Origin of the sequence: Methylibium sp. (genome assembly GCF_965279545.1) — a bacterium.
In the GTDB taxonomy this organism is placed as follows: Bacteria; Pseudomonadota; Gammaproteobacteria; order Burkholderiales; family Burkholderiaceae_C; genus Methylibium.
Genome location: NZ_OZ257250.1, coordinates 2,839,045 through 2,864,175 on the forward strand (window position 1 = coordinate 2,839,045; position 25,131 = coordinate 2,864,175).

Genomic DNA, 25,131 nt, shown 5'->3' on the forward strand with positions numbered 1-25,131 from the left:
AGTCTCCAACGTTAGAGTGCTTTCGACGACTCACTACAGGCTCACATCCTGACTGGCTCGCACCCCACCCTGCGCATCCAGCACCCTGACCTGCAGGGCGTCGACCACAACGAGTGCGGGGAACTCCAACATGCCATCGACGCGTTGGTACTGCCGGAACTGCAAGGACCGCTGCGCACCGGACGGCTGCTGCGACCACGACTGGCCGCCAAGCTGGCCCCGCAGCGTCAATTCATAGCGGCCCTTGAACTCGGTCGGCGCCTTGCCCTGCTGCATCACCAGCAACTGATAGCGGAGCTGACCGCTGCCGACCACCTCGGCCTGCAGACCGCGCACCACCAATTCCGCTTTGCCGCTGGTCGGCAGCAGGCGCTCGAAAAAGCCCAGGTCGCCCTTGAGCACCATGTTCTCGGCTTCCAGCGCCTTGATCTGGCCCACGAGGCGCTCCTGTGTCGTGCGCTCGGTCTTCAGCAGACTCTCGGCAGTGTTGGCGATGCTCTGCGCCTTGTCGCGCTCGCTACGCAACTGCTCGAGATCGGTCGCGTCGGACGCCACCGGCGTAGGCGACTGAACCCGATCAAGCCGGTCTAGCCCGGCAATGTCCCTGCCAAACTCGAAGGCCCACAGGGCCAGGGCGGCCGAGAAACCCAGCGCCAGCGCCAGCACCGCCCAGCGCATCGGCCAGGGCAAATGGCTGCGCACAATCATGCGCGGAGCACTGATCGACAAGCGGCGGCGCAGCAGCTTCCAGCGCATGGCGTTTCGGCAAATCCAAAATGCTCATTCTAGGCAGCCCCCCTCTGCGCTCGGTGCGGATGTGCAACCGGAAGACGAACTTGCAGCACAAATGAAAAAGCCGCCCGAAGGCGGCCTTTTTTCTCGCTCTGAGGCAGATCAGCGCTTGCTGAACTGCTTGCGGCGGCGCGCTCCGTGCAGGCCGACCTTCTTGCGCTCGACTTCGCGCGCATCGCGGGTCACGAAGCCGGCGCGGCTGAGTTCGGGCTTCAGCGCCGCGTCATAGTCGATCAACGCACGCGTCACGCCGTGACGCACGGCACCGGCCTGACCCGATTCGCCACCGCCGTGGACGTTGACCTTGATGTCGAAGGCTTCGACATTGTTCGTCAGGAACAACGGCTGCTTGACGATCATGATCGAGGTCTGCCGGCCGAAGTACTGCTCGGCCGGCTTGCCATTGACCGTGATCTGGCCGGTGCCCTTCTTGATGAACACGCGCGCCACCGAAGACTTGCGGCGGCCGGTCCCATAATTCCAATTGCCAATCATCGCCGCTCCTTAGACTTCCAGCGCCTTGGGGCTCTGGGCGGTATGCGGGTGCGTGGCACCGGCATAAACCTTCAGCTTCTTGATCATCGCGTAGCCCAGTGGGCCCTTGGGGAGCATGCCCTTGACGGCCTTCTCCAATGCACGGCCGGGGTGCTTGGCCTGCATGTCCTTGAACTTGGTCGCGTAGATCCCGCCCGGATACCCGGAGTGGCGGTAGTACACCTTGTCGTTGGCCTTGTTGCCCGTGACACGGAGCTTGTCGGCGTTGACGATGACGATGAAGTCGCCGGTATCGACGTGAGGCGTGTAGATAGGCTTGTGCTTGCCACGCAAACGGAGGGCCACTTCGCTGGCAACCCTGCCGAGGACCTTGTCGGTCGCGTCAATCACAAACCACTCGTGCGTCACTTCGGCCGGTTTGGCGCTGAAGGTTTTCATGACAAATGACTGAGTGGAAATCCCGGCTCTTCGCTTCCGCGGTCGGTGCCTCTTGTGATGCACTGACCGACGGAAGTACCGTGCGGGCGGGTGCGAGGCCTCTTAGGCGGAACATCGGGCGCACACGAGACGCCCTGTCACTTCCCGGAGTCGGAAGACGGGAAAGCCTGTGAGTATAAGGCAGGTACGCACCTGCGAACAGCGCGACCCACTGCATACGGAGCAACTCCGGAGGGGACACCCCACCCAAGAATCCCTGCAGCCCATCTCACTCGCTACAATACAAGGGTAAACCCTTAATTCACCATGCCGCCCGTGCCCGCAAGCTCCAGCAGCCTTGACCCGCTCACTGAACGGCCTGTTCAGCCCGAGCCGGCTTCGGTGCCGGCGCGCGGCGGCGTATTCCGGTGGGTTCCGATCCGCTCGCTTGCCGAACGCTACCGCAAACGGATCACGACCCACTTGATCGCGCTGCCTCCGGGCGACCGCTACCTGCGCTTCGGCCACACGGCGAGTGACGAGCAGATCGCCAACTACGTGACCGGCATCGACTTCGACCGTGATGAAGTGTTCGGCATCTTCAACCGTCGTCTCGAGTTGGTTGCGGTGGCGCATCTCGCGTACGAGCGCCCGCCACAGCTGAGCAGCCGTCCGGCGATGGTCGAATTCGGTGTTTCGGTGTTGCCGCAGGCCCGTGGCCGCGGCTACGGTGCCCGGTTGTTCGAACACGCTGTCATGCACGCCCGCAACCGGAGCACCGAGACCCTGTTCATCCATGCGCTGAGCGAGAACACGGCAATGCTGAAGATCGCCCGGAATGCAGGCGCCAAGGTGGTGCGTGACGGCAGCGAGTCGGAAGCGTGGCTGACGCTGCCGCCCGACACCTTGGCAAGCCAAGTCGAAGAGATGGTGGAAACCTATGCAGCCGAGGTCAACCATCGGATCATGCGCCATGCCATGCGCCTGGAGCACCTTTTCGACGCGGTGAACGAAGTCCGTGCGCAGTTCGCGAAAGGAGCCCACGTCGCCTCGGAATGAAGCGGGGACGTCGTGGTTGCGCGACAAGCACTCACCTGAGGGGATGCCGCGACCCGCCGGCGGTGACTAGCATGCCGGACCGACCGCGCAGTGCCGTGGCGTTTCCGTCACGCGACTTTCCCTTTCATGACGATGCCCCATTGGCTGTATTTGCTGCTCGCGGGCGCCGCCTTGATCGGTGCATTCGCGGCCGGGCGGTACTCCCATTCGCACAGCCAGCGCAGGTCGCTGCCCAAACAATGGCTGGTGATGGCCCGGCCGGTACTCAATTCAGACGAAAGGCGCACGATGCGCATGCTGCGCGAGGCCTTGCCGCAGTACATCGTGCTCGCCAAGCTTCCGCTGGTTCGGCTTTGCCAGCCACGCGATCCGCGGCGGGTCCGCTACTGGTTCGACCTGCTCGGCAGCCTGCACGTCAGTTTCGCGGTCTGCAGCCCCAACGGGCGCGTCATCGCCGTCATTGACCTTGAACCCGAGCGCGGCGTGTCACGACGCGCCAGCAGGATCAAGCAGTCGGTGCTCGATGCCTGCCGAATCCGCTACTTGTCGTGCCGGGCCGAGAACCTGCCACCGATGAGCGAGTTGCAATTGCTGCTGCGCCCCCAGGGCGCCGTGCCGCGCCAGGCGCCGCTGGCGCCGCCGCCGAAGAACTTCCAGCAAGCGCGCAGCACGCTGTCCGACACCGTGCGCACGCGCCGCGCCGAGCGATCGGCACGCTGGGCCGATTCGGGCTTCCCACAGGACTCGTTCTTCGCGCCCGACAGCCGGCTCGACGGCCCGAGCAGCGAGTTCGCGCCGATGTCAGCGCCCTCGCACGACTCGGCGCCAGGCTCCCTGCGCTGAATGCGCTGCTCGCGTGCGAGCATCGCCGCATGGAAAACGCAACACCGCAGCAGCCTTTTGCCGAACTGACACCGCACGCCGTGCTGGACGCGATGGCCGACGCCGGCCTCTACGGCGACGGCCGGCTGCTGCAGTTGAACTCCTACGAAAACCGGGTGTTCCAGGTGGCCCTCGAGGACGGCAGCACCGTCGTCGCAAAATTCTACCGCCCCGCTCGCTGGAGCAACGCCCAAATCCTCGAAGAGCATGCCTACGCGCTCGAACTCGCTGCGGCAGAAGTGCCGGCGGTGCCGCCGCTGGTGCTGGACCGGCAAGTGGCCCGCGGCACGCTCGAAGTGTTCGGCGAGCCGCCGACGCTGGCGCAGCTCGGAACCGCGCGCTTCGCGGTCGCGCCGCGCCGCGCCGGGCGCGCGCCGGAGCTCGACGACCCGGAAGTGCTCGAATGGATCGGCCGCTTCATCGGCCGCCTGCACGCCGTGGGGCGGCAGCGGCCCTTCCTGCACCGACGCACGCTCGACGCCGACACGCTCGGCTGGACGCCGCGCGAATGGCTGCTGGACACGAACACGATCACGGCCGCCGAACTTCCTCGCTGGTCCGAAGTCTCTCGTCAGGCGCTCATGCTGGTCGCTCAGCATTTCGCGGCGGCCGCGCCGCTGCGCTCGCTGCGCCTGCACGGCGACTTCCACCCGGGCAACCTGTTGTGGACGCCGCAGGGGCCGCATTTCGTCGACCTCGACGACGCGGCGATGGGGCCGGCCGTCCAGGACCTGTGGATGCTGCTGTCCGGCGACCCGGATGTCGCCCGGCAGCAGCTCGCCGCGCTGCTGGAAGGCTACGAGACCTTCTGCGACTTCGACCGCCGCGAGCTCGCGCTGATCGAGGCGCTGCGCACCTTGCGCATGATCCACCACAGCGCCTGGCTCGCGCAGCGCTGGGACGACCCGGCCTTCCCGGCCGCGTTTCCCTGGTTCGGCGCGCCGAGCTACTGGTCCCAGCAGATCGAGCACCTGCTGGTGCAGATCGAACTGATGACCGACGCCTAGCTGTTGAGTTCCAGGAGGTTGCTCGCGGCCGGGATGCGGCTCAGACCAGCAGCCGGTTCACGCGCTGTACGTAGGCGGCCGGGTCGTCGAGCTGCCCGCCCTCGGCCAGCACGGCCTGGTCGAACAGCACCTGCGCCAGGTCGTCGAAGCGCTCGGCGCCGTCCAGTCGCTTGACCAGCGCATGCTCCGTGTTCACCTCCAGGATCGGCAGGCTGGCCGGCGCGCTCTGGCCGGCTTGCTTCAGCAGGCGCGCGAGATGTCCGCTGATGTCGCCGTCCTCCACCACCAGGCAGGCCGGTGAATCGACGAGCCGCGTCGTCACACGCACGTCCTTGGCACGGTCCTTCAGCGCGTCCTTCAGCTTCGCCAGCAGCGGTTTGAAGGCCTCGGCGGCGGCCTCGGCCTGCTGCTTCTCGCCCTCGTCCTGCAGCTTGCCCAGATCGACGGCGCCCTTGGCGACGCTCTGCAGCGGCTTGCCCTCGAACTCGAACAGGTGCGCGAGCATCCACTCGTCGACGCGGTCGGTGAGCAACAGCACCTCGATGCCCTTCTTGCGGAACACCTCGAGCTGCGGGCTGTGGCGCGCCGCGGCCGCGGTGTCCGCGGTGATGTAGTAGACCGCCTCCTGACCATCCTTCATGCGCGTCACGTAGTCGGCCAGCGACACCCCCTCGTCGGCCTGCGTCGACGCGAAGCGCAGCAGCTTGGCCAGGCGCTCGCGGTTCGCATGGTCTTCGCCCACGCCTTCCTTCAACACCGCGCCGAATTCGCGCCAGAACGCGGCGTACTGATCGCGACGGGCAACATCATCGCTGCCCGCCATCTCCTCCAGCATGCTCAGCACCCGCTTGGTCGACCCCTCGCGGATCGCCTTCACGTCGCGGCTTTCCTGCAACAGCTCGCGCGACACGTTCAGCGGCAGGTCGCTCGAGTCGATCACACCCTTGACGAAGCGCAGGTAGCTCGGCATCAACGCCTGCGCATCGTCCATGATGAAGACACGCTTCACGTACAGCTTGATGCCGCCCTGCCGGTCGCGGTTCCAGAGGTCATGCGGCGCCTTGGCCGGCAGGTAGAGCAGCTGGATGTACTCGCTGCGACCCTCGACGCGGTTGTGCGTGTACGCCAGCGGCGGCGTGCTGTCGTGGCTGAACTGCTCGTAGAAGCTCTTGTACTCGGCATCGGTGATCTCGCTCTTCGGGCGGGCCCACAAGGCCGCGGCCTTGTTGACCGTCTCCCAAGTCTCCTTCGTCACGTACTCGCTCTTCTCTGCGTCCCACAGCTGCTCGCGCATCAGGATCGGCAAGGAAATGTGATCGGAGTAACGCCCGATGACGGACTTGAGCTTCCAGGCACTCAGGAATTCGTCCTCGCCTTCGCGCAGGTGCAGCGTCACCGCGGTGCCGCGCTGCGCGCGCGTGAGGTTCTCGACCTCGAAGTCCCCGGTGCCGGCGCTGCTCCAGCGCACACCCTGGTCCGGCTTCAGGCCGGCGCGGCGCGACTCGACCGTGATGCGGTCGGCAACGATGTAGCCGCTGTAGAAGCCGACGCCGAACTGGCCGATCAGCTGGGCATCCTTGGCCTGCTCGCCCGACAGCTTTCCGACGAACTCGCGCGTGCCGCTCTTGGCGATGGTGCCGAGGTTCGCGATCGCCTCGTCGGCGCTCATGCCGATGCCGTTGTCGGCGATCGTGATCGTGCGCGCCTCGTTGTCGAAACTCACGCGAACGTCCAGCGTCGGCGCATCCTCGTACAGTGCGGTCTCGTTCAGTGCCTCGAAGCGCAACTTGTCGCAGGCATCGGAGGCGTTGGAAATCAGCTCGCGCAGGAAGATCTCCTTGTTAGAGTACAAGGAGTGGGTAACGAGGTGCAGCAGCTGTTGCACTTCGGCTTGGAATGACAGGGTCTGCTTGGTCATGGCGGCCTGAGAATCGTTGACAGGGTGCACGCGCATTGAGTGCCTGAACGTGCGCCGAGCATTGTGGGGCCACCCGCGTGTCTTTCAAGATCGCCTGGCCCCGAGTCGCGGACCGGACCACCGCTCTGCACCACAGCACACCCCATGGTGTGCGCAAGCGCCAAGGAGAACCACAACGCCATGGAGACGTCCGCTCTCGTCTTGCCCACGGCACCGCTGTGGACACTGGAAGGTCTGCGCGGCGCCGACCCCGTGCTGGGGATCGCGTTGCTCATCATCATCGCGGTCGTCACCGGCGAGGCCGTGCGTCGCTGGACCCGCCTGCCGCGGACCTGTGGCCACATGCTGGTCGGCGTGCTCGCCAGCCCGCTGGCCTTGCGCTTGCTGGAGCGCACCGACCTCGACCCATGGAAGCCCCTGCTCGATCTGGCCGTCGGCGTGCTGGTGTTCGAGCTCGGTTCGCGCATCCGCCCGCGCTGGCTGTTCGACAACCCGACGCTGGCGCTCCAGTGCGTGGCCGAGGCCCTGCTGGCCGCCGCCGCCGTCACCGTGGGCCTGGTGATGCTGGGGGCGCCGGCGATGTCGGCCGCACTGGCCGGTGCGGTCGCGATGGCCACCTCGCCGGTCATCACGATGGCGGCGGTGCACGAAACCCAGCCGCGGGGTCAGGTGACCGAGCGACTGCTCATGATGACGGCGCTCAACAGCGTGCTCGCCGTGCTGGCGCTCAAGATCTGGCGCGTGATCGCGGCCGCCGATGCGCCACTGAGTTCGGAGTGGCTGCCGGCGCTGGCCAACGCCGTCTACGTGTTGTGCGGCTCCTTCCTGCTCGGTGCGCTGCTCGGCTTGCTGCTCACCTGGATGTCCAAGCCCATGCGCCGCACGATGGCCAGCGCGGTGCTGCAGATCGGCCTGTTGGTGCTCGGCGCCCTGCTCGCCGCGCAGTGGACGCTGTCGCCGCTGCTGGCGCTGCTGGTGGCCGGCATCGTGGCGCGCACGCGCATGGGACATGGCCTGACCGTCGAGCCCCAGCTCGGCACCGCCGGTGCCGCCCTCACGGTGCTGCTGTTCGTGAGCCTCGGACTGGTCAGCTCGGTCGAGAGCTACTGGAGCCTGTGGCCCTGGGCGCTGGCGATCATCGTCGCGCGTGCACTCGGCAAGGGGCTGGCGGTCGCTGCACTGGCGCGTCCCAGCGGCCTGAGCATGCGCCAGGCACTGGCCCTCACGGTGGCGCTGCAGCCGATGGCGCAGTCGGCCCTGCTGCTGGGGGCCAGCACCTACGGCTGGCCGGCCGACGCGCCGGTCGTCGACGCCGGCGTGCTGCAGGCACTGGTGATCGCCGTCACGCTGATGCAGCTCAGCGGTCCCGTGTGGTCGGTGCTCGGCCTGCGCCGCCTCGCCCGTGAAGTCCCGGAACGGAGCTGAACCATGCCCTTGCAAGACTTCACCCCCTCCGAAGCGCTGACGCTCGGGGTCGAGCTCGAACTGCAGCTGCTCAGCACCCACGACTTCGATCTCGCCCCGCAGGCCGAAGACCTGCTGCGCGAAACCGCGAAGCACGGCGGCGCCTGGGACATCAAGCCCGAGATCACGCGCAGCATGATCGAGATCGGCAGCTCGGTGCAGCGCCGCCACGGCCCGTTGCGCGACGAGTTGCGCGACATGCGCGATCAGCTCGCCCGTGCGGCACGCAAGCTCAACATCGCCATCGCCGGCGGCGGCACTCACGCCTACCAGCACTGGAGCGAGCAGCAGATCTTCCCGGCCGAGCGCTTTCGCTACATCAGCGAGCTGTACGGTTACCTCGCCAAGCAGTTCACCGTGTTCGGCCAGCATGTGCACGTCGGCTGCCCGGACGGCGACCAGGCGCTGTGGCTGCTGCACGCCTTGAGCCGTTACGTCCCCCATTTCATCGCGCTGAGCGCGTCGTCGCCCTATGTGCAAGGGCAGGACACCGGTTTCGACTCGGCACGGCTCAACTCGGTATTCGCCTTCCCGCTATCGGGTCGTGCGCCCTTCGTGCGCAGCTGGGACGAGTTCGGCGGCTATTTCGACAAGATGACCGCCACCGGCGTCGTGCAGTCGATGAAGGACTTCTACTGGGACATCCGGCCCAAGCCCGAGTTCGGCACCATCGAGCTGCGCGTGTGCGACACGCCGCTCACCGTCGACAAGGCCGCGGCGTTGGCCTGCTACCTGCAGTGCATCTGCCGCCAGCTGCGCGAAGAGAAGCCGTTCGAGCCGAGCGAGGACGACTACCTGGTCTACACCTTCAACCGCTTCCAGGCCTGCCGCTTCGGTCTCGATGGCGAGATCGTCGACCCCAAGACCAAGCAGCGTTCACGGCTGCGTGACGACATCCTGCGCACGCTGACGCGCCTCGATGAGCACGCGCTCGACCTCGAGGCCCTCGACGCGACGCAATTGCTGCGCGACTCCCTGTTCGACGGCAACGATGCGCGCTGGCTGCGTGCGCAGCGGGCGACCTTGCTGCCGCTGCCGGCCGTGGTGGAATCGGCGGCGCGGCGCTGGGTGGACTGAGCTACTGCACGAGATCGACGACGCCTCGCCGAGTCGGCTCGACGACAGGTCTGCCCACCGGCCGGGGAGACACGTGTCGCCGACACCGCTGTGACAAGCGTCGCATCGCGGCCGGCCGAGGGCAGGGCTCGTGGTGTTCCAGCCAACCGGCCCGCACACCACGAGCCCCGCTTCTTCATCTGCCTGCACGCTGGCGCAGACAGTGCAGGCCTGCGTGGCGACCTCGGGCACAGAGCTTGCGCAACAGGCCTGCGACATCGGATGCGAACGGCATTCGAGCGTTATCAGCCCTGCCCCGCCTGCGCCACCGGCATGGGCCCTGCGCCCCTGCCGAAAAAGGAGACTCCCATGGTTCTGCTCGAATTCTCGATGGCCCCATTCGCCAAGGGCGAAAGCGTCAGCCCCTTCGTCGCCCGCTCGCTCGACATCATCGACAAGAGCGGCGTGCCCTACCAGCTCACGCCGATGGGCACGATCCTGGAAGGCGAGTGGAACGAGGTGATGGCGGTCGTCACGGCCTGCTTCGAAGCGATGAGCGCCGATTGCGACCGCGTGGGCACGCAGATCAAGATCGACTACCGCGCCGGCCCGGGCGGGCGCCTGCAGTCCAAGCTCGAGTCGGTCCAGCAAAAGCTCGGTCGCACACTGTCGACCTGAGGGCACGACGGCCGCGCCCCGGCCCGCGGCCGTCGCGCGGGCCTTCGGCTCGGGCTCACGCGGCCAGGTCTTGCGGCGTCTTGCCGCTGGCGATCGCGTCCAGGAACCATTGCGGGCGCCGGCCGTGACCCGACCAGCTGTGGCCCGCGTCGTCGCGGAACTTCACCTTGCCGGCGGTCTTGGCCTTCTTCTTTGCGCCTGCTGCGACCCGCGTTTGGCGGGTGGCTGCGCTCAGACCCAGGTCCGCCGCCGTCAGCCCGTAGAAAGTGATCGCCTCGCGGATGCGCTCAATCACGTCTTTCGCTTCCTGCTTCTTGAGCGCTTCTGCCTGACGCTGAAGGGCCGCTATTTCTTTCTGAATCCGAGCGAGTGACTTCGCCATACCGATGTCCTTTGAGTTTGTAATGAACAGGATGAGAGCATAAGGCCACGCCGGTAAAATCGCAGCAAGCAACCCCCGGCACTCGGGGCACTGCAGCCTCCGCCGCCACACTCACATCGAAAGTTCTGCCTGCCATGAGCCTCAAATGCGGCATTGTGGGACTGCCCAATGTCGGCAAGTCCACTCTTTTCAATGCGCTGACCAAAGCCGGTATTGCCGCCGAGAATTATCCCTTCTGCACCATCGAGCCGAATGTCGGCATCGTCGAATTGCCGGATTCGCGCTTGCAGGCGCTGTCGGTCATCGTCAGGCCGGAACGCATCGTGCCGGCGATCGTCGAATTCGTCGACATCGCCGGGCTGGTGGCCGGCGCGTCCAAGGGTGAAGGCCTGGGCAATCAATTCCTCGCGCACATCCGCGAGACCGATGCACTGGTCAATGTGGTGCGCTGCTTCGATGACGACAACGTGGTCCACGTGGCCGGCAAGGTGGATCCGATTTCCGATATCGAGGTCATCCAGACCGAGCTGTGCCTGGCCGACCTCGCCACGGTCGAGAAGACGCTGCAGCGCTCCCTCAAGGCCGCGAAGTCGGGCAATGACAAAGAGGCTGCGAAGCTGGTCCATGTGCTGCAGAAATGCCAGGCGGCGCTGGACCAGGCCAAGCCGGTGCGCGGTATCGACTTCAGCAAGGAAGAGCAAACGATCCTGAAGCCGCTGTGCCTGATCACCGCGAAACCGGCGATGTTCGTCGGCAACGTCGACGAGGGCGGCTTCGAGAACAACCCTTACCTGGACAAGCTGCGGGCCTACGCCGAGGGCCAGAGGGCGCCGGTGGTCGCCATCTGTGCGAAAACGGAGGCCGAGCTGGCCGACATGTCGGACGAAGACCGGCTGATGTTCCTGCGGGAGATGGGGCAGGACGAACCCGGCCTGAACCGGCTGATCCGCGCAGCGTTCAAGTTGCTGGGCCTGCAGACCTATTTCACGGCCGGCGTGAAGGAGGTTCGGGCCTGGACCATCCACATCGGTGACACGGCACCGCAGGCCGCTGGCGTGATTCACACCGACTTCGAGCGCGGCTTCATCCGCGCGCAGACCATCGCCTTCGACGACTTCATCGCCTTCAAGGGCGAGCAGGGCGCGAAGGACCACGGCAAGATGCGCGCCGAGGGCAAGGACTACGTGGTCCGGGATGGGGATGTGCTGAACTTCCTGTTCAACGTCTGAGCCGGCGGCACGAGAGTGCAGCGATCATGACGGCCCGGCCTGTGCCACGTGCCGGCGTGACAGCGGCCACGGCACAGGGAGATGCCTAGCGTCATGCGGGCACCGCCGCGGTGATCGCCGGTGGTAGGCTCTCAGCCGCCCGCCTCCGCCCACATGGCCGACACGCCCATCACCACCAGCCCGGCGCTCGCCGCCCCTGCACCCGTTGCTGCATCGCTGGCAACGCTGGCCTTGGTTGCACTGGCCTACGTGCTCGTCGGTGCAGCATCGTTGCAACTGGCGATCCCGCCGGGCTACGCCTCGCCCTTGTTCCCTTCGGCCGGCATCGCGCTGGCTGCAACGCTGGTTTATGGTTGGCGTGCCTTGCCGACCGTGGCGATCGGCAGCCTGAGCGTCCAGACCGTCGTCTACTTCAGCGGCGACCAGCAGCATGCGGTTCGCAGCGTTCTGACGGGCCTGGCCATCGCCAGTGGGGCGACCCTGCAAGCGGCGCTCGGCGCGTGGCTGGTTCGCCGCACTGCCAAAGGACCGCTGACGCTCGACGGGCCGGCTTCGATCGTGCGGCTGTTCGGCTTGGGCGCGCTGGCTGCGTGCACCGTGAGCGCGAGTGTCAGCGTCCTCGCCCTGTGGCTCGCGGGTCTGCTGCCGACGTCGCTGTTGATCGACACCTGGTGGACATGGTGGGGTGGCGACGCACTCGGCGCAATGATCGCGACACCCGTGGTGCTGTCCCTGATCGGGCGCCCCCAGGCAGCCTGGCGGCCGCGGCGCACCACCGTGGCTTTGCCCCTCGTGATCGCGACGCTGCTGCTGGCATTGGCCATCTCGCAGGTCGCCCACTGGGACAAGCAGCGCGACGAGGCCCGCTTCGAGCGCGACGCACTCAGCGTGAGCCGTACCGTCGAGCTGCGGCTCAATGCCCACCTCGACGCGCTGGACGCGATGCACAGCATCTACATCGCCTCCGAGGAGGTCGACGGTCGTGAATTCGCGCGTGCCAGCGCCGGCTGGCTGCGCAAACTGCCGAGTGTTCAGGCGATCGGGTGGCACGAGCGCGTGGCCCGCGAGGACTTGGCGGCCTTCGAGTCGGCCGTGCGTGCCCGGGGGGAGCCGAACTACCATGTGTTCGAGCGGGACGCCAGCCTCAGTGCCGGAGATCCCGAACTGATCGTGATGCGCTACGTCGAGCCGCGCGAAGGCAACGACAAGGCGCTCGGTGTGAACGTGCTGTCGATCCGCGCAGCGCGCGAGGCCATCGCGCGTGCGCGCCAGGACGACGGCGCGACCGCGACGCCCGGTTTCCGACTGACTCAGGAGACCGCACGGCAGACCGGCGTCGTGCTCTACCGCGCCGTGTATCGCAGCGACAGTTCGCCGCGCGCCCTGCAAGGGCTGGTGTTTCTGACGCTGCGCATGGAAGACGCCCTGGCGCGCCTCGCGGCCGGCGCGCCTCGCTACCTGCAGGTCTGCCTGCTCGACGCTGGAGCGCCGCCCGAAAGCAGGCTCCTCGCCGGACCCGCCGACTGCGCGCTCAGCCAGGCAGGAGAGCGATGGACTCATCATGCCGCGATGCCGTTCGCAGGCCGCGCCTGGGAGTTGCGGGTGCGCGCGCCCAACGGCGTACCGACCAACGCGGCCGCCGGCCCGCTGACCGGGGAGAGCGCGAGTGCCTGGCTGTTTTCGCTGACCGGCCTGCTCGGTACCGGCATGATGGGCGCGCTGCTGCTGCTCGTCACCGGCCGCACGCGCCAGACCGAGACCGCCGTGGCCGAACGCACCGAGCAGCTCGAACACGAGATCACCGAGCGGCTGCTCACAGAGCAGGCGCTGCGCGAGAGCGAGCAGCGTTTCCGCAGCATCTTCAACTCGGTACCGATCGGCGTGGTCTACACCGATCTCCAGGGCCGCATCAAGCAGCCCAACGCAGCCTATTGCGCGATGACCGGCTACAGCGAGGAGGAGCTGCTGAGCCTGTCGATCGCCAGCCTGACCCACCCGGAGGACCGCGCCGGCGACGTGGCGGCACAACAGGATCTGGTGAACGGCAAGCTGCCGCTCTACCGCCGACGCAAACGCTGCGTGCCCAAGGACGGGCAGGTCCTGTGGGTCAGTGCAACCGTCAGCCTGTTGCGCGACGAGCACGGCCAGCCGCACCGCCTGGTGGGCCTGCTCGAAGACATCAGCGAACACCTGCGCCTCGAAGAGGCCGAGCACGCACGCGAATCGGCGGAAACCGCCAACCGCGCCAAGAGCGAGTTCCTGTCGCGCATGAGCCACGAGCTGCGCACGCCGCTGAACGCCATGCTCGGCTTCGCGCAGCTGCTCGACCTCGACCGCGGCGCGCCGCTGCACGAGCGGCACCGCATGTGGGTGACGCAGATACAGCAGGCCGGATGGCATCTGCTGGAGATGATCAACGACGTGCTGGATCTGTCGCGCATCGAGTCCGGCACGCTGAGCCTGCAGGTGGAGTCGCTGGCACTGGAGCCGCTGATCGCCGCGTCGATGGCGCTGGTGGAGCCGCAGGCTCGCGGGCGCGGACTCACGCTGGTGCGCACGATGGCCGAGCATGCCCCCTTGCAGGTCATCGGCGATGCGACGCGCCTCAAGCAGATCCTCACCAACCTGCTCAGCAACGCCGTCAAGTACAACCGCGACGCTGGCGAGGTTCGCGTTTCGACACGGCGGATCCAGGGCGCCGACGGCACGCCTCAGCTCGAACTCGACGTCTGCGATACCGGCCTGGGCATCGAGCCCCAGCAGCTGGCGCAGCTGTTTCAGCCCTTCAACCGGCTCGGGCGCGAGCGTGGCACGACCGAGGGCACCGGCATCGGCCTCGTGATCGCCAAGCTGCTGGCCGAGCGCCAGGGCGGCTCGCTGCAGGTGCGCAGCGAGCCGGGTGTCGGCTCGACCTTCACGCTGCGCCTGCCGCTGGACGTGCAAACACCGCTGCTGGTGGCAACAGATGACGCTGACGAAGCCGCGGACGCTGCCTACAACCGCCGTCACGTCCTCTACATCGAGGACAACGAAACCAATGTCGAGGTGATGCGCGGCATCTTCGGCCTGCGTCCGCAGGTGCGGCTCGCGATCGCGACCACCGGGCTGGACGGACTGGCGGCCGTGCGCACCGCCACGCCCGACCTGATCCTGCTCGACATGCACCTGCCCGACATCGACGGCATGGCGCTGCTGCAACACCTGAAGGCCGACGAGCGGACCGTCGACATCCCGGTGGTCGCGGTCTCGGCCGATGCCTTGCCGGCGCAGATCTCGGCGGCGCTGCAGGCGGGCGCGATCCGCTACCTCACCAAGCCGGTCGCGATCGACGAGGTGCTGGCGGTGCTCGACGAGCAGCTGTCGCAGTTGATCACGCGCTTCGGGTAGCACGCGCCCAGGGATAGCGGCCCCGCATCGGCCGGCAGTGCGGCCAGGATCGCCGCTCAGCTCGCGGGCAAGAAGACGACGCGCACGCGCAGGCCGCAGCCGTCCTCGCCGTCCAGCAACTCGACCGTCGCGCCGTGCGAGCGGGCGATGTCGCGCACGATCGCCAGGCCCAGGCCGCTGCCGGCGCCCACCGAGCCGGGCGCCCGGTAGAAGCGCTCGAACACCCGCGAGCGCTCCTCGGGCGCGATACCGGGGCCGTTGTCCTCGACCTCGATCATCGGCCTGGGCTCGGCACCGCCCTGCGCCCGCAACCCGGTGCGTACGGTGATGCGCGCCGGTCGCTGCGCATCACCGGTCGCGTACTCCAGCGCGTTGTGGATCAGGTTGGCGAGCAGTTCGCCGAGCAGGTGGCGCCGCCCGCGCACCGGCGCGGCATCGAGCTGGAAGCCGAGGTCGGCGCCCCGCTCGAGGGCGCGCGGCACCCAGTCCTGCGCCGCATCCTGGGCCACCGCCTTCAGGTCGACCGGCTCGCCCGGCTCGGTGCTGCTCGCTTCGCTGCGTGCCAGCGCCAGTAGCTGGTCCGCCGCGCGGGCCACACGCTGCGTCGAACGGTGAACGCGCTCCAGCGTCGCGTGCACCGCAGGCGGGTGCGCCTCGAGCAGGGCGAGTTCGGCCTCCGTGCGCAGCGAGGTCAGTGGGGTGCGCAGCTGGTGTGCCGCATCCGCGATGAAGTGGCGCTGCCGGCTCGCGTCGGCGGCCACCCGCTGCAGCAGTTGATCGACCGCGTTGAGCAGGGGCTGTACCTCGCTGGGCATGCGCCCGCGGCGCAGGGGTCGCAGATCGTCGAGCGAGCGCTGGGCGAGTTGCTCGTTGACAGACTCCAGGGGCTGCATCGCATGCCGCACCACCAGCCAGATCGCGAGCGCGAACACCAGCGCGAACACCAATGCCAGCGTCAAAGTCAGCGCCAGGGACTCGCTGCGCGCCTTGTCGCGCTTGCCCAGGGTTTCGGCAACGCGCACCTGGCACAGCCGGGCGCCGCATTCGACGGCATGCACCGCCATGCGCACGGGGCTCTTGCCGACATGGGTGTTGAACATGCGGCGCTCCCCGCGCGCCAGGAGGATCGAGGGCGCCCCCAGCGGCGCGTCGCCAGCCAGTCGCTCCCCGCCCGGGCCGAGCACGATGTAGTAGGTGGTGTCGGTGCTGCTCGTGCGCAGCGACTGCTCGGTCTGCTCGTTCAGGTCGAACTGCACGCGTCCGTCGACAATGTGCACGAGATTGCCGAGCGCGAGCGCCCAGTCACTGAGCCCGACGTCATACGCTTCGCTGGTGCGCTGGAGCTGCCCCCGCAGGTCGAAGAACAGGCGCACGGGTGCGATCACCACGGTCACCAGCACCACCCACAGCATCAGGGTGGCCTTGAGGCTGCCCAGCATCACGGCGGGGCGGACGGCGCGCCAGCGACCTCTTCGACCAGATAGCCGAAACCGCGCACTGCGCGGATGCGCAGACCGGCCGGCTCGATCTTCGGCCGCAGGCGCGACACATAGACCTCGACCGCGTTCTCCGAGAGTGCGTCGTCCCAGCCACTGATCGCCTGCAGGATCTGCTCCTTGCCGACCACGTGACCGACACGACCGAGCAGGTACTCGAGCACCGCCCATTCGCGCGCCGACAGATCCAGCGGCTGCTCCCCGATCCAGGCACGGCGCGCCTCCAGGTCCATGCGCAGGCCGCCCATCGAGAGCACGCTGCCCTGGCGTGCCTGGTGGCGACGCGTCAGCACGCGCACGCGGGCGATCAGTTCGGCCAGCGCGAAAGGCTTGACGAGGTAGTCGTCTGCACCCATCTCCAGGCCGTGGACGCGGTCCTCGATCGCGTCGCGCGCGGTCAGGATCAGCACCGGCAGTGTCGAGCCCTGCTCGCGCACGCGCCGCAAGGTCTCGAAGCCGTCGATGCCGAGCAGGCCGATGTCGAGGATCAACAGGTCATAGGGGTCGGTCTTGACCGAGGCGGGCACCGGCTCGCCGCGGGGGGTGTGGTCGACCACCCAGCCTTGCGAGCGCAGCGCACGCGCGGTCGACTCGGCCAGCGCCGGGTCGTCTTCAGCCAGCAGGATGTGCATTGCGGAGGGATCTTGCGCAGGCGCCTTGGAACGCTGAACCATGTTCGCGGTGGGAGCGATGACCATGCTGCGCACTGTAGCGCGCAGGCCCGCTTCCACACCGTTGGACATCGTCCCTGCTGCGCACGACTGGGCACTGACGCCGGGCTGACGCCAGCTTGAAGGGAGACACCGTCTCGCGCCGACTCCGGCCGCTGCACTAGTCGCCGCCTCGCCGTCAAGGCCGACCCGCCGGCCGGCGTGGCGGCGCACCCCGGTTCAGCAGAACGCCTGGATGCCGGTGATGGCGCGGCCGAGGATGAGCGCATGCACGTCGTGCGTGCCCTCGTAGGTGTTCACGACTTCGAGGTTGACCAGGTGGCGGGCCACGCCGAATTCGTCGCTGATGCCGTTGCCGCCCATCATGTCACGCGCCAGGCGTGCGATCTCCAGCGACTTGCCGCAGGAGTTGCGCTTCATGATCGAGGTGATCTCCACCGCTGCCGTGCCTTCGTCCTTCATGCGCCCGAGCCGCAGGCAACCCTGCAGGCCCAGTGCAATCTCGGTCTGCATGTCCGCCAGCTTCTTCTGGATCAGCTGGTTGGCCGCCAGCGGGCGGCCGAACTGCGGGCGGTCGAGCACGTACTGGCGGGCACGGTGGAAACAATCTTCCGCGGCCCCCAGCGCGCCCCAGGCGATGCCGTAGCGGGCGTTGTTGAGACAGGTGAACGGGCCCTTGAGGCCGCGCACCGCGGGGAAGGCGTTCTCCTCGGGGCAGAACACCTCGTCCATGACGATCTCGCCGGTGATGGAGGCCCTCAGGCCGACCTTGCCATGCACCGCCGGGGCGTCCAGGCCCTTCATGCCCTTGTCGAGAATGAAGCCGCGGATCGCGCCTTCGTCGTCCTTGGCCCAGACGACGAAGACATCGGCGATGGGGCTGTTGGTGATCCACATCTTGGCACCACTGAGGACATAGCCACCCGTCACCGTGCGGGCGCGTGCGGCCATGCTGCCGGGGTCCGACCCGTGGTTGGGCTCGGTGAGGCCGAAGCAGCCGATCCATTCGCCGCGGGCGAGCTTGGGCAGGTATTTCTGCTTCTGGGCCTCGGTGCCGAACTCAAAGATCGGCACCATCACCAGCGAACTCTGCACGCTCATCATGGAGCGGTAGCCGGAATCGACCCGCTCGACTTCGCGCGCCACCAGGCCGTAGCAGACGTAGTTGAGGCCGGCGCCGCCGTAGGCTTCGGGGAGGGTCGCGCCGAGCAGGCCGAGTTCGCCCATCTCGCGGAAGATGGCCGGGTCCGTCTTCTCATGACGGAAGGCCTCGAGCACCCGCGGCGCCAGGCGGTCCTGGCAGTAGGCCCGGGCGGCGTCGCGCACCTGGCGTTCATCGAGCATGAGCTGCCCTTCCAGCAGCAGCGGGTCTTCCCAATGAAAGGCAGCAGCCATGGAGCTCTCCTGATGATGAGCAGAGTCTAGCCAGCGCCTCCCTGTTTGGCAGGCTGCCCGCATTTCCGACACGATCCCTATATTGTTAGCGTGGGTTCACTATCGTTAAACCCATCCATCGAAGGGATACAGGAGGGAGTTCATCGATCTCCGGCTGGTTGGGAAGCGTCGTTAGCACTCCTTTTTGCAGAGTGCTAATATCGACGGAACGAAAGGAGGTTCTTGATGTCTGTCGATGCCATGAACACCGCATTGCCCTTGAATTCGTCGGTCGGCGCCCAGGCGCTGGCCGTGCGGGATCCGTGGGCGCTCGTCCCCTCGCTGGGCGATCTGAGCGCCTACATCTCGGCCGTCAACCGCCTGCCGATGCTGACGCAGGAAGAAGAACAGTCGCTGGGCCAGCGACTGCGCGATGAACACGATCTCGAGGCCGCCGGCCGGCTGGTGCTGTCGCACCTGCGGCTGGTCGTGTCGGTTTCGCGCCAGTACCTGGGCTACGGGTTGCCGCACGGCGACCTGATCCAGGAAGGCAATGTCGGCCTGATGAAGGCGGTCAAGCGCTTCGACCCGAACCAGGGCGTGCGGCTGGTCAGCTACGCGCTGCACTGGATCAAGGCCGAGATCCATGAATATGTCCTGCGGAACTGGCGCATGGTCAAGCTGGCGACGACGAAGGCGCAGCGCAAGCTGTTCTTCAACCTGCGCTCGATGAAGCAGGGCTTCAAGGGCGACGCCGCCGACAACGACCTGCACCGCAGCACCCTGACCGACGCCGAGATCGACATCGTCGCCAGCGAGCTCAAGGTCAAGCGCGAAGAAGTGATCGAGATGGAAACACGCCTGTCGGGCGGCGACGTGGCCTTGGAGCCGCAGACCGACGACGGCGAGGAAAGCTACGCGCCGATCGCTTACCTGGCCGACGACAGCCAGGAGCCGACACGGGTGCTCGACGCCCAGCGCCGCGACGCGCTGGCCGGCGACGGCATCGGTCAGGCGCTGGACGTGCTGGACGCGCGCAGCCGCCGCATCGTCGAGGAGCGCTGGCTCAAGGTCAATGACAACGGTTCGGGCGGCATGACGCTGCACGACCTGGCGGCCGAGTACGGCGTCAGCGCCGAGCGCATCCGCCAGATCGAGGTGGCGGCCATGAAGAAGATGCGCAAGGCACTGACCGCGTACGCCTGACACGACGCGTCGGCGAGTACTGCAAACAAAGCGGCCCGCGGGCCGCTTTGTTTCATGGCGCCGCGCCGCCGGGCAGCCGCCCTCGGCCGAGCGCGGGCCGTCCCAAACCAGCCGGAACCCCACGGGGAATGGCTGCAGCCAGTCCGCAACCTGGCAACTCCGCGTCTTCAGGCCAGCAGCAGCTTCAGGTCGCTGACCCAGGCATCGACCGGCTGACCGTAGCGCACGAACAGCCGCAGCCGACCCTGGGGATCGTAGACATAGGCGCCAGCCGTGTGGTCCATCGTGTAGCTGTTCGGCTCCTTGCCCGGCACCTTGCGGAAGAAGGCCTTGAAGGATTTCGCGAGCGCGAGCGTCTGCTCCGGCGTGCTGCGCAGCGCCACGAAGCTCGGATCGAAACTGGCCATGTAGGCCTTCAGGATCTCGGGCGTGTCGCGCTCGGGATCGATGGTGATGAACACCGCCTGCAGCTTGTCGCCATCGGCGCCGAGCTGCTTCTTCACGGCCGCCAGTTCGGTCATCGTGGTCGGGCAGACATCGGGGCACTGGGTATACCCAAAGAAGACGACCGTCGCCTTGCCCTTGAAGTCGGCCAGGCTGCGCGGGCGGCCGTCGAGGTCGCCCATGGCGAAGTCGCGCCCGTAGTCGGCGCCGGTGATGTCGATGCCCTTGAAGGGCACCGCCGGCGTCGCCGACTTGTCGCAGCCCGCCAGTAGCGCAAGCACCGCACAGAAAGCAAGGACAAGGCGTCGGATCATGGCATTCCCCACAGCAGCGGGTCCAGGTAGTGATCGGCCAGCAGTGCTGCGAACAGCAAGGACAGGTGCCAGATCGAAAAGCGGAAAGTTCGCTTGGCCAGCGCCTCGCTGTAGCCACGCCACAGCTTGAAGGCATGGGCGCAGAAGCCGAGCCCGAGCAGGCAAGCCGCGACCAGGTAGATCCAGCCGCTCATGCCGTACACGAAAGGCAGCAGCGTGGCGGCGAACAGCACGAAGGTGTAGAGCAGGATCTGCAGCCGCGTGAAGTCGTTGCCATGCGTCACCGGCAGCATCGGCAGGCCGGCGCGCGCATAGTCCTCGGCGCGGTACAGCGCCAAGGCCCAGAAGTGCGGCGGCGTCCACAGGAAGATGATCAGGCACAGCATCAACGCCTCCGGGCCGACCTCGCCGCGCATCGCTGCCCAGCCCAGCACCGGTGGCATCGCACCCGACGCGCCGCCGATCACGATGTTCTGCGGCGTTGCCGGCTTCAGCAGCACGGTATAGACGACCGCGTAGCCGACGAAGGTCGCGAAGGTCAGCCACATGGTCAGCGGGTTGACCCACAGCCACAGCACCGCCATGCCGGCGGCGCAGAGCAGCACGGCAAAGCTCAGGGTCTGCGTGTTGCTCAGTTCGCCCTTGGCGGTGGGCCGCCAGGAGGTGCGCTTCATCTTCGAATCGATGGTCTGCTCGACGAGGCAGTTGAAGGCCGCCGCCGCGCTGGCAACCAGCCAGATCCCGACGGTGGCCGCCAAGGCCACGCCCCAGGTGGCGAGCGGCGGCCAGCCCGGCACGGCCAGCAGCATGCCGATGACGGCGCAGAACACGATCAGCTGCACCACGCGCGGCTTGGTCAGTGCGCTGAACTGGCGCCAGCGCGACAGCCAGGTGTGCAGCGTGGCGACGGGAGTGACGAGGGTCTCGGACATGGCGGCGGCGGACAAGGATGCTAGGAAGCGCTGCTGGCCGTGAGCGGCGCAGCGGCGCGTGACGGCGCCGGAACACCGGCCCTCGACGCAGTCCGCAGGGCCAGTGCCGTCAGCAGCAGGACCAGCGCGGCGGCACCACCCGTGTGACCAACGGCCGCGAGCAGCGGCCAGCCGAGCACCACATTGCTGATGCCGCTGGCCAGCTGCCACAACGCGACGGTGGCGAAGCCCGCCGCGAAGCGCCGCAGCGCCGCCACCTGGGCGAGATGCCACGCCAGCAGGGCCAGCGCTGCCAGCAGCGCCACCGCGCCCAGGCGGTGCGCCATGTGGATCGCGGTCAGGGCGGCGAACGGCAGCCAGCCACCATCCTTGCCGGCACCCAGCGGACGCAGGATCGAGAAGCCGTGCTCGAAGTCCATGACCGGCCACCAACGGCCCTGGCAGGTCGGGAAATCGCTGCAGGCCAGCACCGCGTAGTTGGTGCTGACCCAGGCGCCGAGCGCGATCTGCACCACCGCCAGCAGCGACACGACCAGCATCCCCCGCCGCAGCGCGGGGCTCACCGACACCGTGCCGCTCGCGCGCGGCACGCCCCAGGCTTGCACGGCGAGCAGCGCGAGCAATGCGAGGCCGCCGAGCAGGTGCGCGCTCACGATCGCCGGATAGAGCTTGAGCGTCACGGTGAAGGCACCGAAGGCACCCTGCACGCACACCCACAGCAGCGTGACGCTCGCCCACCAGGGCGAGGCACGCGGCGCGGCCTCGTCGCCCGCGGCCCTCGCTGCGGCTCGCGCATGGCGTTCTCGTCGCCATTGCTGCCAGTTCAGCAGGGCCAAGGCCGTGATCAGCACGCCGACCGCGGTGGCAAGGTAACGGTGCACCATCTCGACCCAGGCCTTGTCGTGCGTCACCGGACCGGTCGGTTGCGCGCTCTGCGCCGCGTGGATCTCCTCGCGCGCGCCCAGCGGGCTGGCGCTGCCGTAACAGCCGGGCCAGTCGGGGCAGCCGAGGCCGGAGTCGGTGAGCCGCGTGAATGCGCCGAACAGCACCAGATCGAAGGTCAGGAACAGCGTCAGCAGCGTCAGCACGTGCAGTCGGTGGGCGCCGCCTTCGGTGCGCGTGCGCACCCACACCCAGGCCAGCGGCCCGAGCGCGATGACCAGCCCCATCAGCGCCATGCGCGTGAGCGGTTCGAGGTTGACGAGCGTGCTGCTGTCCATGTGACCGTCTTCAGCGCCCCGGCTCGTCCCAGCCGGACGCCGCGCGCATGAGCTTCTCGAGATCGCGCTTGATCCGCTCGGGCTCGCTCGGCGCGGGGAACCTCATCATGTAGTTGCCGCGCGGATCGACGAGGTAGAAGTGCGCCCCCTGGAACTGCCCGGCGGCAGGCTCCAGCCACCGGCCGAGGGCCGCGGCTGGCGCGCGCAGCACGGTGGCACCCTGCAGCGCCGGCAGCAATTCAGCACGCGGCGCGGCTTCATCGTCGATCAGCCAGACGCGGTCGAGCCGGTCCTTGTTCTTGCCCAGCGACTCGCGCAACTGCCGCTGCAGGTAGAGCTGGCGCTCGCACAGGGTGTCACAGCCCCCCCCGGCGACCACGACCAGCAGCCACTGACCCTCGAGCGTGGCGGGCGCGACATCCGCCCCCTGCAGGTCGGTCAGCGGCAGGTCGGCCGACGCGGGCAAGGGGCGCTGCGGCTGGATCAGCAGCCCATGGTTGGTGCGCCCCTGCGGCCGGATCACGTAGTAGGTGACGTAGGAAGCAATCACCGGTGCGGCGCACACCAGCAGCACCAGCAGCATCTTCAGCCGGCCATGGCGCACCTGCGCGCTCGGCAGCATCGGTGTCGGCAGGCTGTGCACCGCGAAGCTCAGGGGCTCCGCGGCGGCGGCGTCAGCGCTGCGTGCGCTGCCGGCGGAGCCAGGGGTGGAGAAGTTGGAACCAGACATACAAACCGGTCAGCAAGGTGGCCAGGGCGAACCACTGGAAGGCGTAGCCGTAGTGCTTGTGCACATCGACCGCCGGCCGCGGCCATTGCCGCAACAGGCCGTCATCGGGTGCGTCGCCTTCCGTCTGCACGATGGACAGCGGCCGCAGCCTGAGACCCGTTTCACGGGCGTAGGCCTCAATGTCGATATTTTGCCGGAGCCGGCCGGTTTCGCCTTCGGCAAAGGAATACAGCCGCGACGGGGGCGGGGCCACTTGCCCCACCAACCGCACGGCGCCGCCCGGCGTCGGCACCTCCGGCAGCAGGGCGCGGTCGCGCAGATCGCGCGGCGCCCAGCCGCGCTGGACCAGCACCGCATCGCCGGGGGCGAACTCGAGCGGCGTCAGCAGGAAGAAGCCGGGCCGGCCGTTCATCTGCCGGTTGTCGAGAAAGACGCTGTGCTGCGGCAGCCAGCGTCCGCTCAGCACGATGCGCCGGTGCCACTGCGCCGCCGCCGTCGACGCATCGCGCGCCAGCGTGGCCGCCGGCAGCGGCGGCAGGGCGCCGCGCGTGTCGAGGCTCGCCTGCAAGGCCTCCTTCTGGGCCGCGCGAGAGAGCTGCCATGCGCCCAGACGGCCCGTCGCGGCCACGCCGACCACGGTGGCCAGCAGCACGATCCCGCGGCGCCAGCCGGCACTCATGCCGCTCTCCCGGGCCGGATGCCATACAGTGCATGGATGAAGTGGATCGTCACGCTGGCCTTCGTCGGCATCCTCGTCGCGCTCGCCGCCGCGGGCCGCGCCCTGCTGAAAGATGGCCGCGACGGCGCGCCCAAGACGGATCGCATGCTGCATGCGCTCGCCTGGCGGATCGGGCTGTCGGTGGCCTTGTTCGTGTTCATCCTCGTCGCCTACAAGCTCGGCTGGATCCAGCCGACCGGCTTGCCGCTGTCACCGCGCTGAGCCAAATGAAAAGAGCGCCGCAGGCGCTCTTTCGCTTTCATCCTTCCGAACCGCCCCGGCTGCAGATCCTGCGAGCCGGGACTTCGCGATCGGTCACATCCAGTACACGACCACGTACAGGCCCAGCCACACCACGTCGACGAAGTGCCAGTACCACGCGGCGCCTTCGAAGCCGAAGTGGCGCTCCGGCGTGAAGTGCCCCTTCATCAGGCGGATCGTGATGAACAGCAGCATCAGCATGCCGACGAACACATGGAAGCCGTGGAAGCCGGTCAGCATGAAGAAGGTCGAGCCATAGACGCCGCTGCTGAGCTTGAGATTGAGCTCCGTATAGGCATGATGGTATTCGTAGCCTTGCACGAACAGGAAGGTCGCGCCGAACAGCACGGTCAGCCACATGAAGGCGATCGCCTTGCCGCGGTGGTTCTCGCGCAGCGCGTGGTGGGCGATGGTCAGCCAGACGCCCGAGCTCAGCAGCAGCGCGGTGTTGATGGTCGGCAGCCAGAACGGACCCATCGTCGTGAAGGGCTCGATGATGCCCGCCGGCGATGCCGTGGCACCGGCGGCAACGCTCGGCCACACGGCCTTGAAGTCCGGCCAGAGCAGTGCGTTCTCGAGATCGCCGAGGCTGGGAACGGAGTGCAGGCGCGTCCAGTACAGCGCGCCGAAGAAGGCGCCGAAGAACATCACCTCCGAGAAGATAAACCAGCTCATGCTCCAGCGGAACGAGACGTCGACGCGGTCGCTGTACTGGCCGCCCTCGCTCTCGCCGATGGCCTGACGGAACCACTGCTGCAGCACGAAGGCCCACCACAGCAGACCGAACAGCAGCGAATAGGCGCCCCAGCCATGCCCGTTGACCCACTGGCCGGCGCCGAGGATCACCAGGAACAGGCCGAACGCGGCCATGATCGGGTGCCGCGAGGGCCCCGGCACGAAGTAGTAGGGCGTCTGCCCGTGGGATGCTGCCGACATTTTTTCTCCTCAGAACTCTCGCCTGTCTACGTTGCTTGCCTCGAACCGGTCCGCCTGTCGGCA

25 protein-coding genes are annotated in these 25,131 nt (G+C 67.7%); 10 read left to right on the plus strand and 15 right to left on the minus strand.

The features are described 5' to 3' along the window. Nucleotides 1–33 precede the first annotated feature (33 nt). The 3 genes from ACQY9S_RS13255 to rplM form a co-directional block, all read right to left on the minus strand. Nucleotides 34–756, minus strand: a complete 723-nt coding sequence (locus ACQY9S_RS13255; RefSeq protein WP_428420162.1) for a DUF6776 family protein — start codon at nucleotides 754–756, stop codon at nucleotides 34–36. A 138-nt stretch (nucleotides 757–894) separates the two neighbouring features. Further along, nucleotides 895–1,287, minus strand: a complete 393-nt coding sequence (rpsI, locus tag ACQY9S_RS13260; protein ID WP_428420163.1) for a 30S ribosomal protein S9 — start codon at nucleotides 1,285–1,287, stop codon at nucleotides 895–897. 9 nt (nucleotides 1,288–1,296) lie between these two features. Beyond that, on the minus strand, nucleotides 1,297–1,725 hold the full coding sequence (gene rplM, locus ACQY9S_RS13265; RefSeq protein ID WP_428420164.1) for a 50S ribosomal protein L13: 429 nt from the start codon (nucleotides 1,723–1,725) through the stop codon (nucleotides 1,297–1,299). Nucleotides 1,726–2,031: 306 nt separating this feature from the next. On the opposite strand from rplM, the gene ACQY9S_RS13270 reads away from it, so the two are divergent. Continuing rightward, on the plus strand, nucleotides 2,032–2,763 hold the full coding sequence (locus ACQY9S_RS13270; protein ID WP_428420165.1) for a GNAT family N-acetyltransferase: 732 nt from the start codon (nucleotides 2,032–2,034) through the stop codon (nucleotides 2,761–2,763). A 107-nt stretch (nucleotides 2,764–2,870) separates the two neighbouring features. Here ACQY9S_RS13270 and ACQY9S_RS13275 read toward each other — a convergent pair whose 3' ends face one another. Then, nucleotides 2,871–3,059 (minus strand): hypothetical protein, encoded by a 189-nt coding sequence (locus tag ACQY9S_RS13275; protein WP_428420166.1) that lies wholly within the window; start codon nucleotides 3,057–3,059, stop codon nucleotides 2,871–2,873. Between ACQY9S_RS13275 and ACQY9S_RS13280 the strand changes: the two genes are divergently transcribed. Together ACQY9S_RS13280 and ACQY9S_RS13285 are read left to right on the plus strand one after the other, a co-directional pair. Then, complete coding sequence (locus ACQY9S_RS13280; RefSeq protein ID WP_428420167.1) at nucleotides 3,052–3,606, plus strand: hypothetical protein; 555 nt, start codon at nucleotides 3,052–3,054, stop codon at nucleotides 3,604–3,606. The genes ACQY9S_RS13275 and ACQY9S_RS13280 overlap by 8 nt on opposite strands. A gap of 29 nt (nucleotides 3,607–3,635) precedes the next feature. Further along, nucleotides 3,636–4,652: a serine/threonine protein kinase gene (locus tag ACQY9S_RS13285; protein WP_428420168.1), complete on the plus strand. Its 1,017-nt coding sequence runs from the start codon at nucleotides 3,636–3,638 to the stop codon at nucleotides 4,650–4,652. A 40-nt stretch (nucleotides 4,653–4,692) separates the two neighbouring features. On the opposite strand, the gene htpG is transcribed toward ACQY9S_RS13285, so the two are convergent. After that, entirely contained in the window at nucleotides 4,693–6,570 is a 1,878-nt protein-coding gene (gene htpG, locus ACQY9S_RS13290) for a molecular chaperone HtpG (protein WP_428420169.1), read from the minus strand. 180 nt (nucleotides 6,571–6,750) lie between these two features. On the opposite strand from htpG, the gene ACQY9S_RS13295 reads away from it, so the two are divergent. The 3 genes from ACQY9S_RS13295 to ACQY9S_RS13305 all read left to right on the plus strand — a co-directional run bounded on the left by ACQY9S_RS13295 (nucleotide 6,751) and on the right by ACQY9S_RS13305 (nucleotide 9,768). Next, the gene (locus tag ACQY9S_RS13295) at nucleotides 6,751–7,995 is read left to right on the plus strand and encodes a cation:proton antiporter (protein WP_428420170.1); all 1,245 of its coding nucleotides are present in this window, start codon (nucleotides 6,751–6,753) and stop codon (nucleotides 7,993–7,995) included. A 3-nt stretch (nucleotides 7,996–7,998) separates the two neighbouring features. After that, complete coding sequence (locus tag ACQY9S_RS13300; protein ID WP_428420171.1) at nucleotides 7,999–9,111, plus strand: YbdK family carboxylate-amine ligase; 1,113 nt, start codon at nucleotides 7,999–8,001, stop codon at nucleotides 9,109–9,111. Between the two features lie 348 nt (nucleotides 9,112–9,459). Beyond that, the gene (locus tag ACQY9S_RS13305; protein WP_428420172.1) at nucleotides 9,460–9,768 is read left to right on the plus strand and encodes an MTH1187 family thiamine-binding protein; all 309 of its coding nucleotides are present in this window, start codon (nucleotides 9,460–9,462) and stop codon (nucleotides 9,766–9,768) included. Between the two features lie 55 nt (nucleotides 9,769–9,823). Here the strand turns inward: ACQY9S_RS13305 and ACQY9S_RS13310 are convergent, their stop codons facing one another. Then, nucleotides 9,824–10,150, minus strand: a complete 327-nt coding sequence (locus tag ACQY9S_RS13310) for an H-NS family nucleoid-associated regulatory protein (protein WP_428420173.1) — start codon at nucleotides 10,148–10,150, stop codon at nucleotides 9,824–9,826. Between the two features lie 134 nt (nucleotides 10,151–10,284). On the opposite strand from ACQY9S_RS13310, the gene ychF reads away from it, so the two are divergent. Continuing rightward, nucleotides 10,285–11,379 carry a redox-regulated ATPase YchF gene (ychF, locus tag ACQY9S_RS13315; protein WP_428420174.1) on the plus strand — a complete coding sequence of 365 codons (1,095 nt, stop codon included), beginning with the start codon at nucleotides 10,285–10,287 and terminating at the stop codon, nucleotides 11,377–11,379. 153 nt (nucleotides 11,380–11,532) lie between these two features. After that, nucleotides 11,533–14,766: a CHASE domain-containing protein gene (locus tag ACQY9S_RS13320; protein ID WP_428420175.1), complete on the plus strand. Its 3,234-nt coding sequence runs from the start codon at nucleotides 11,533–11,535 to the stop codon at nucleotides 14,764–14,766. Between the two features lie 56 nt (nucleotides 14,767–14,822). Here the strand turns inward: ACQY9S_RS13320 and ACQY9S_RS13325 are convergent, their stop codons facing one another. From ACQY9S_RS13325 to ACQY9S_RS13335, 3 genes are all read right to left on the minus strand, one after another. Continuing rightward, nucleotides 14,823–16,205: a sensor histidine kinase N-terminal domain-containing protein gene (locus tag ACQY9S_RS13325; protein WP_428420176.1), complete on the minus strand. Its 1,383-nt coding sequence runs from the start codon at nucleotides 16,203–16,205 to the stop codon at nucleotides 14,823–14,825. Beyond that, nucleotides 16,205–16,894 (minus strand): response regulator, encoded by a 690-nt coding sequence (locus ACQY9S_RS13330; RefSeq protein WP_428420177.1) that lies wholly within the window; start codon nucleotides 16,892–16,894, stop codon nucleotides 16,205–16,207. Before ACQY9S_RS13330 ends, ACQY9S_RS13325 begins: the two co-directional genes overlap by 1 nt. 258 nt (nucleotides 16,895–17,152) lie before the next feature. Then, nucleotides 17,153–18,328 carry an acyl-CoA dehydrogenase gene (locus tag ACQY9S_RS13335; RefSeq protein WP_428420178.1) on the minus strand — a complete coding sequence of 392 codons (1,176 nt, stop codon included), beginning with the start codon at nucleotides 18,326–18,328 and terminating at the stop codon, nucleotides 17,153–17,155. A gap of 225 nt (nucleotides 18,329–18,553) precedes the next feature. Between ACQY9S_RS13335 and rpoH the strand changes: the two genes are divergently transcribed. Continuing rightward, a complete protein-coding gene (gene rpoH / locus ACQY9S_RS13340) occupies nucleotides 18,554–19,513 on the plus strand; it encodes an RNA polymerase sigma factor RpoH (RefSeq protein ID WP_428420179.1) in 960 nt (319 codons plus the stop codon). A 167-nt stretch (nucleotides 19,514–19,680) separates the two neighbouring features. Here the strand turns inward: rpoH and ACQY9S_RS13345 are convergent, their stop codons facing one another. The 5 genes from ACQY9S_RS13345 to ACQY9S_RS13365 are packed head-to-tail and all read right to left on the minus strand — an operon-like array spanning nucleotide 19,681 to nucleotide 23,832. Beyond that, a complete protein-coding gene (locus ACQY9S_RS13345) occupies nucleotides 19,681–20,271 on the minus strand; it encodes an SCO family protein (protein WP_428420180.1) in 591 nt (196 codons plus the stop codon). Further along, complete coding sequence (gene cyoE, locus ACQY9S_RS13350; RefSeq protein ID WP_428420181.1) at nucleotides 20,268–21,203, minus strand: heme o synthase; 936 nt, start codon at nucleotides 21,201–21,203, stop codon at nucleotides 20,268–20,270. Before cyoE ends, ACQY9S_RS13345 begins: the two co-directional genes overlap by 4 nt. Before the next feature lie 20 nt (nucleotides 21,204–21,223). Then, nucleotides 21,224–22,423 (minus strand): COX15/CtaA family protein, encoded by a 1,200-nt coding sequence (locus ACQY9S_RS13355; protein ID WP_428420182.1) that lies wholly within the window; start codon nucleotides 22,421–22,423, stop codon nucleotides 21,224–21,226. A 10-nt stretch (nucleotides 22,424–22,433) separates the two neighbouring features. Further along, nucleotides 22,434–23,153, minus strand: a complete 720-nt coding sequence (locus ACQY9S_RS13360) for an SCO family protein (protein WP_428420183.1) — start codon at nucleotides 23,151–23,153, stop codon at nucleotides 22,434–22,436. Further along, the gene (locus ACQY9S_RS13365; protein WP_428420184.1) at nucleotides 23,098–23,832 is read right to left on the minus strand and encodes an SURF1 family protein; all 735 of its coding nucleotides are present in this window, start codon (nucleotides 23,830–23,832) and stop codon (nucleotides 23,098–23,100) included. The genes ACQY9S_RS13360 and ACQY9S_RS13365 overlap by 56 nt, the downstream gene beginning before the upstream one ends. Before the next feature lie 36 nt (nucleotides 23,833–23,868). Between ACQY9S_RS13365 and ACQY9S_RS13370 the strand changes: the two genes are divergently transcribed. Further along, nucleotides 23,869–24,093: a DUF2909 domain-containing protein gene (locus tag ACQY9S_RS13370; RefSeq protein WP_428420185.1), complete on the plus strand. Its 225-nt coding sequence runs from the start codon at nucleotides 23,869–23,871 to the stop codon at nucleotides 24,091–24,093. Nucleotides 24,094–24,186: 93 nt separating this feature from the next. Here ACQY9S_RS13370 and ACQY9S_RS13375 read toward each other — a convergent pair whose 3' ends face one another. Beyond that, nucleotides 24,187–25,068: a cytochrome c oxidase subunit 3 gene (locus ACQY9S_RS13375; protein ID WP_428420186.1), complete on the minus strand. Its 882-nt coding sequence runs from the start codon at nucleotides 25,066–25,068 to the stop codon at nucleotides 24,187–24,189. Nucleotides 25,069–25,131: the final 63 nt, after the last annotated feature.

Coding starts and splice junctions, on each gene's coding strand:
- ACQY9S_RS13255 (WP_428420162.1), bottom strand. CDS start 756: ATGCGCTGGAAGCTGCTGCGCCGCCGCTTGTCGATCAGTGCTCCGCGC.
- rpsI (WP_428420163.1), bottom strand. CDS start 1,287: ATGATTGGCAATTGGAATTATGGGACCGGCCGCCGCAAGTCTTCGGTG.
- rplM (WP_428420164.1), bottom strand. CDS start 1,725: ATGAAAACCTTCAGCGCCAAACCGGCCGAAGTGACGCACGAGTGGTTT.
- ACQY9S_RS13270 (WP_428420165.1), top strand. CDS start 2,032: ATGCCGCCCGTGCCCGCAAGCTCCAGCAGCCTTGACCCGCTCACTGAA.
- ACQY9S_RS13280 (WP_428420167.1), top strand. CDS start 3,052: ATGCGCATGCTGCGCGAGGCCTTGCCGCAGTACATCGTGCTCGCCAAG.
- ACQY9S_RS13275 (WP_428420166.1), bottom strand. CDS start 3,059: ATGCGCATCGTGCGCCTTTCGTCTGAATTGAGTACCGGCCGGGCCATC.
- ACQY9S_RS13285 (WP_428420168.1), top strand. CDS start 3,636: ATGGAAAACGCAACACCGCAGCAGCCTTTTGCCGAACTGACACCGCAC.
- htpG (WP_428420169.1), bottom strand. CDS start 6,570: ATGACCAAGCAGACCCTGTCATTCCAAGCCGAAGTGCAACAGCTGCTG.
- ACQY9S_RS13295 (WP_428420170.1), top strand. CDS start 6,751: ATGGAGACGTCCGCTCTCGTCTTGCCCACGGCACCGCTGTGGACACTG.
- ACQY9S_RS13300 (WP_428420171.1), top strand. CDS start 7,999: ATGCCCTTGCAAGACTTCACCCCCTCCGAAGCGCTGACGCTCGGGGTC.
- ACQY9S_RS13305 (WP_428420172.1), top strand. CDS start 9,460: ATGGTTCTGCTCGAATTCTCGATGGCCCCATTCGCCAAGGGCGAAAGC.
- ACQY9S_RS13310 (WP_428420173.1), bottom strand. CDS start 10,150: ATGGCGAAGTCACTCGCTCGGATTCAGAAAGAAATAGCGGCCCTTCAG.
- ychF (WP_428420174.1), top strand. CDS start 10,285: ATGAGCCTCAAATGCGGCATTGTGGGACTGCCCAATGTCGGCAAGTCC.
- ACQY9S_RS13320 (WP_428420175.1), top strand. CDS start 11,533: ATGGCCGACACGCCCATCACCACCAGCCCGGCGCTCGCCGCCCCTGCA.
- ACQY9S_RS13325 (WP_428420176.1), bottom strand. CDS start 16,205: ATGCTGGGCAGCCTCAAGGCCACCCTGATGCTGTGGGTGGTGCTGGTG.
- ACQY9S_RS13330 (WP_428420177.1), bottom strand. CDS start 16,894: ATGCACATCCTGCTGGCTGAAGACGACCCGGCGCTGGCCGAGTCGACC.
- ACQY9S_RS13335 (WP_428420178.1), bottom strand. CDS start 18,328: ATGGCTGCTGCCTTTCATTGGGAAGACCCGCTGCTGCTGGAAGGGCAG.
- rpoH (WP_428420179.1), top strand. CDS start 18,554: ATGTCTGTCGATGCCATGAACACCGCATTGCCCTTGAATTCGTCGGTC.
- ACQY9S_RS13345 (WP_428420180.1), bottom strand. CDS start 20,271: ATGATCCGACGCCTTGTCCTTGCTTTCTGTGCGGTGCTTGCGCTACTG.
- cyoE (WP_428420181.1), bottom strand. CDS start 21,203: ATGTCCGAGACCCTCGTCACTCCCGTCGCCACGCTGCACACCTGGCTG.
- ACQY9S_RS13355 (WP_428420182.1), bottom strand. CDS start 22,423: ATGGACAGCAGCACGCTCGTCAACCTCGAACCGCTCACGCGCATGGCG.
- ACQY9S_RS13360 (WP_428420183.1), bottom strand. CDS start 23,153: ATGTCTGGTTCCAACTTCTCCACCCCTGGCTCCGCCGGCAGCGCACGC.
- ACQY9S_RS13365 (WP_428420184.1), bottom strand. CDS start 23,832: ATGAGTGCCGGCTGGCGCCGCGGGATCGTGCTGCTGGCCACCGTGGTC.
- ACQY9S_RS13370 (WP_428420185.1), top strand. CDS start 23,869: ATGAAGTGGATCGTCACGCTGGCCTTCGTCGGCATCCTCGTCGCGCTC.
- ACQY9S_RS13375 (WP_428420186.1), bottom strand. CDS start 25,068: ATGTCGGCAGCATCCCACGGGCAGACGCCCTACTACTTCGTGCCGGGG.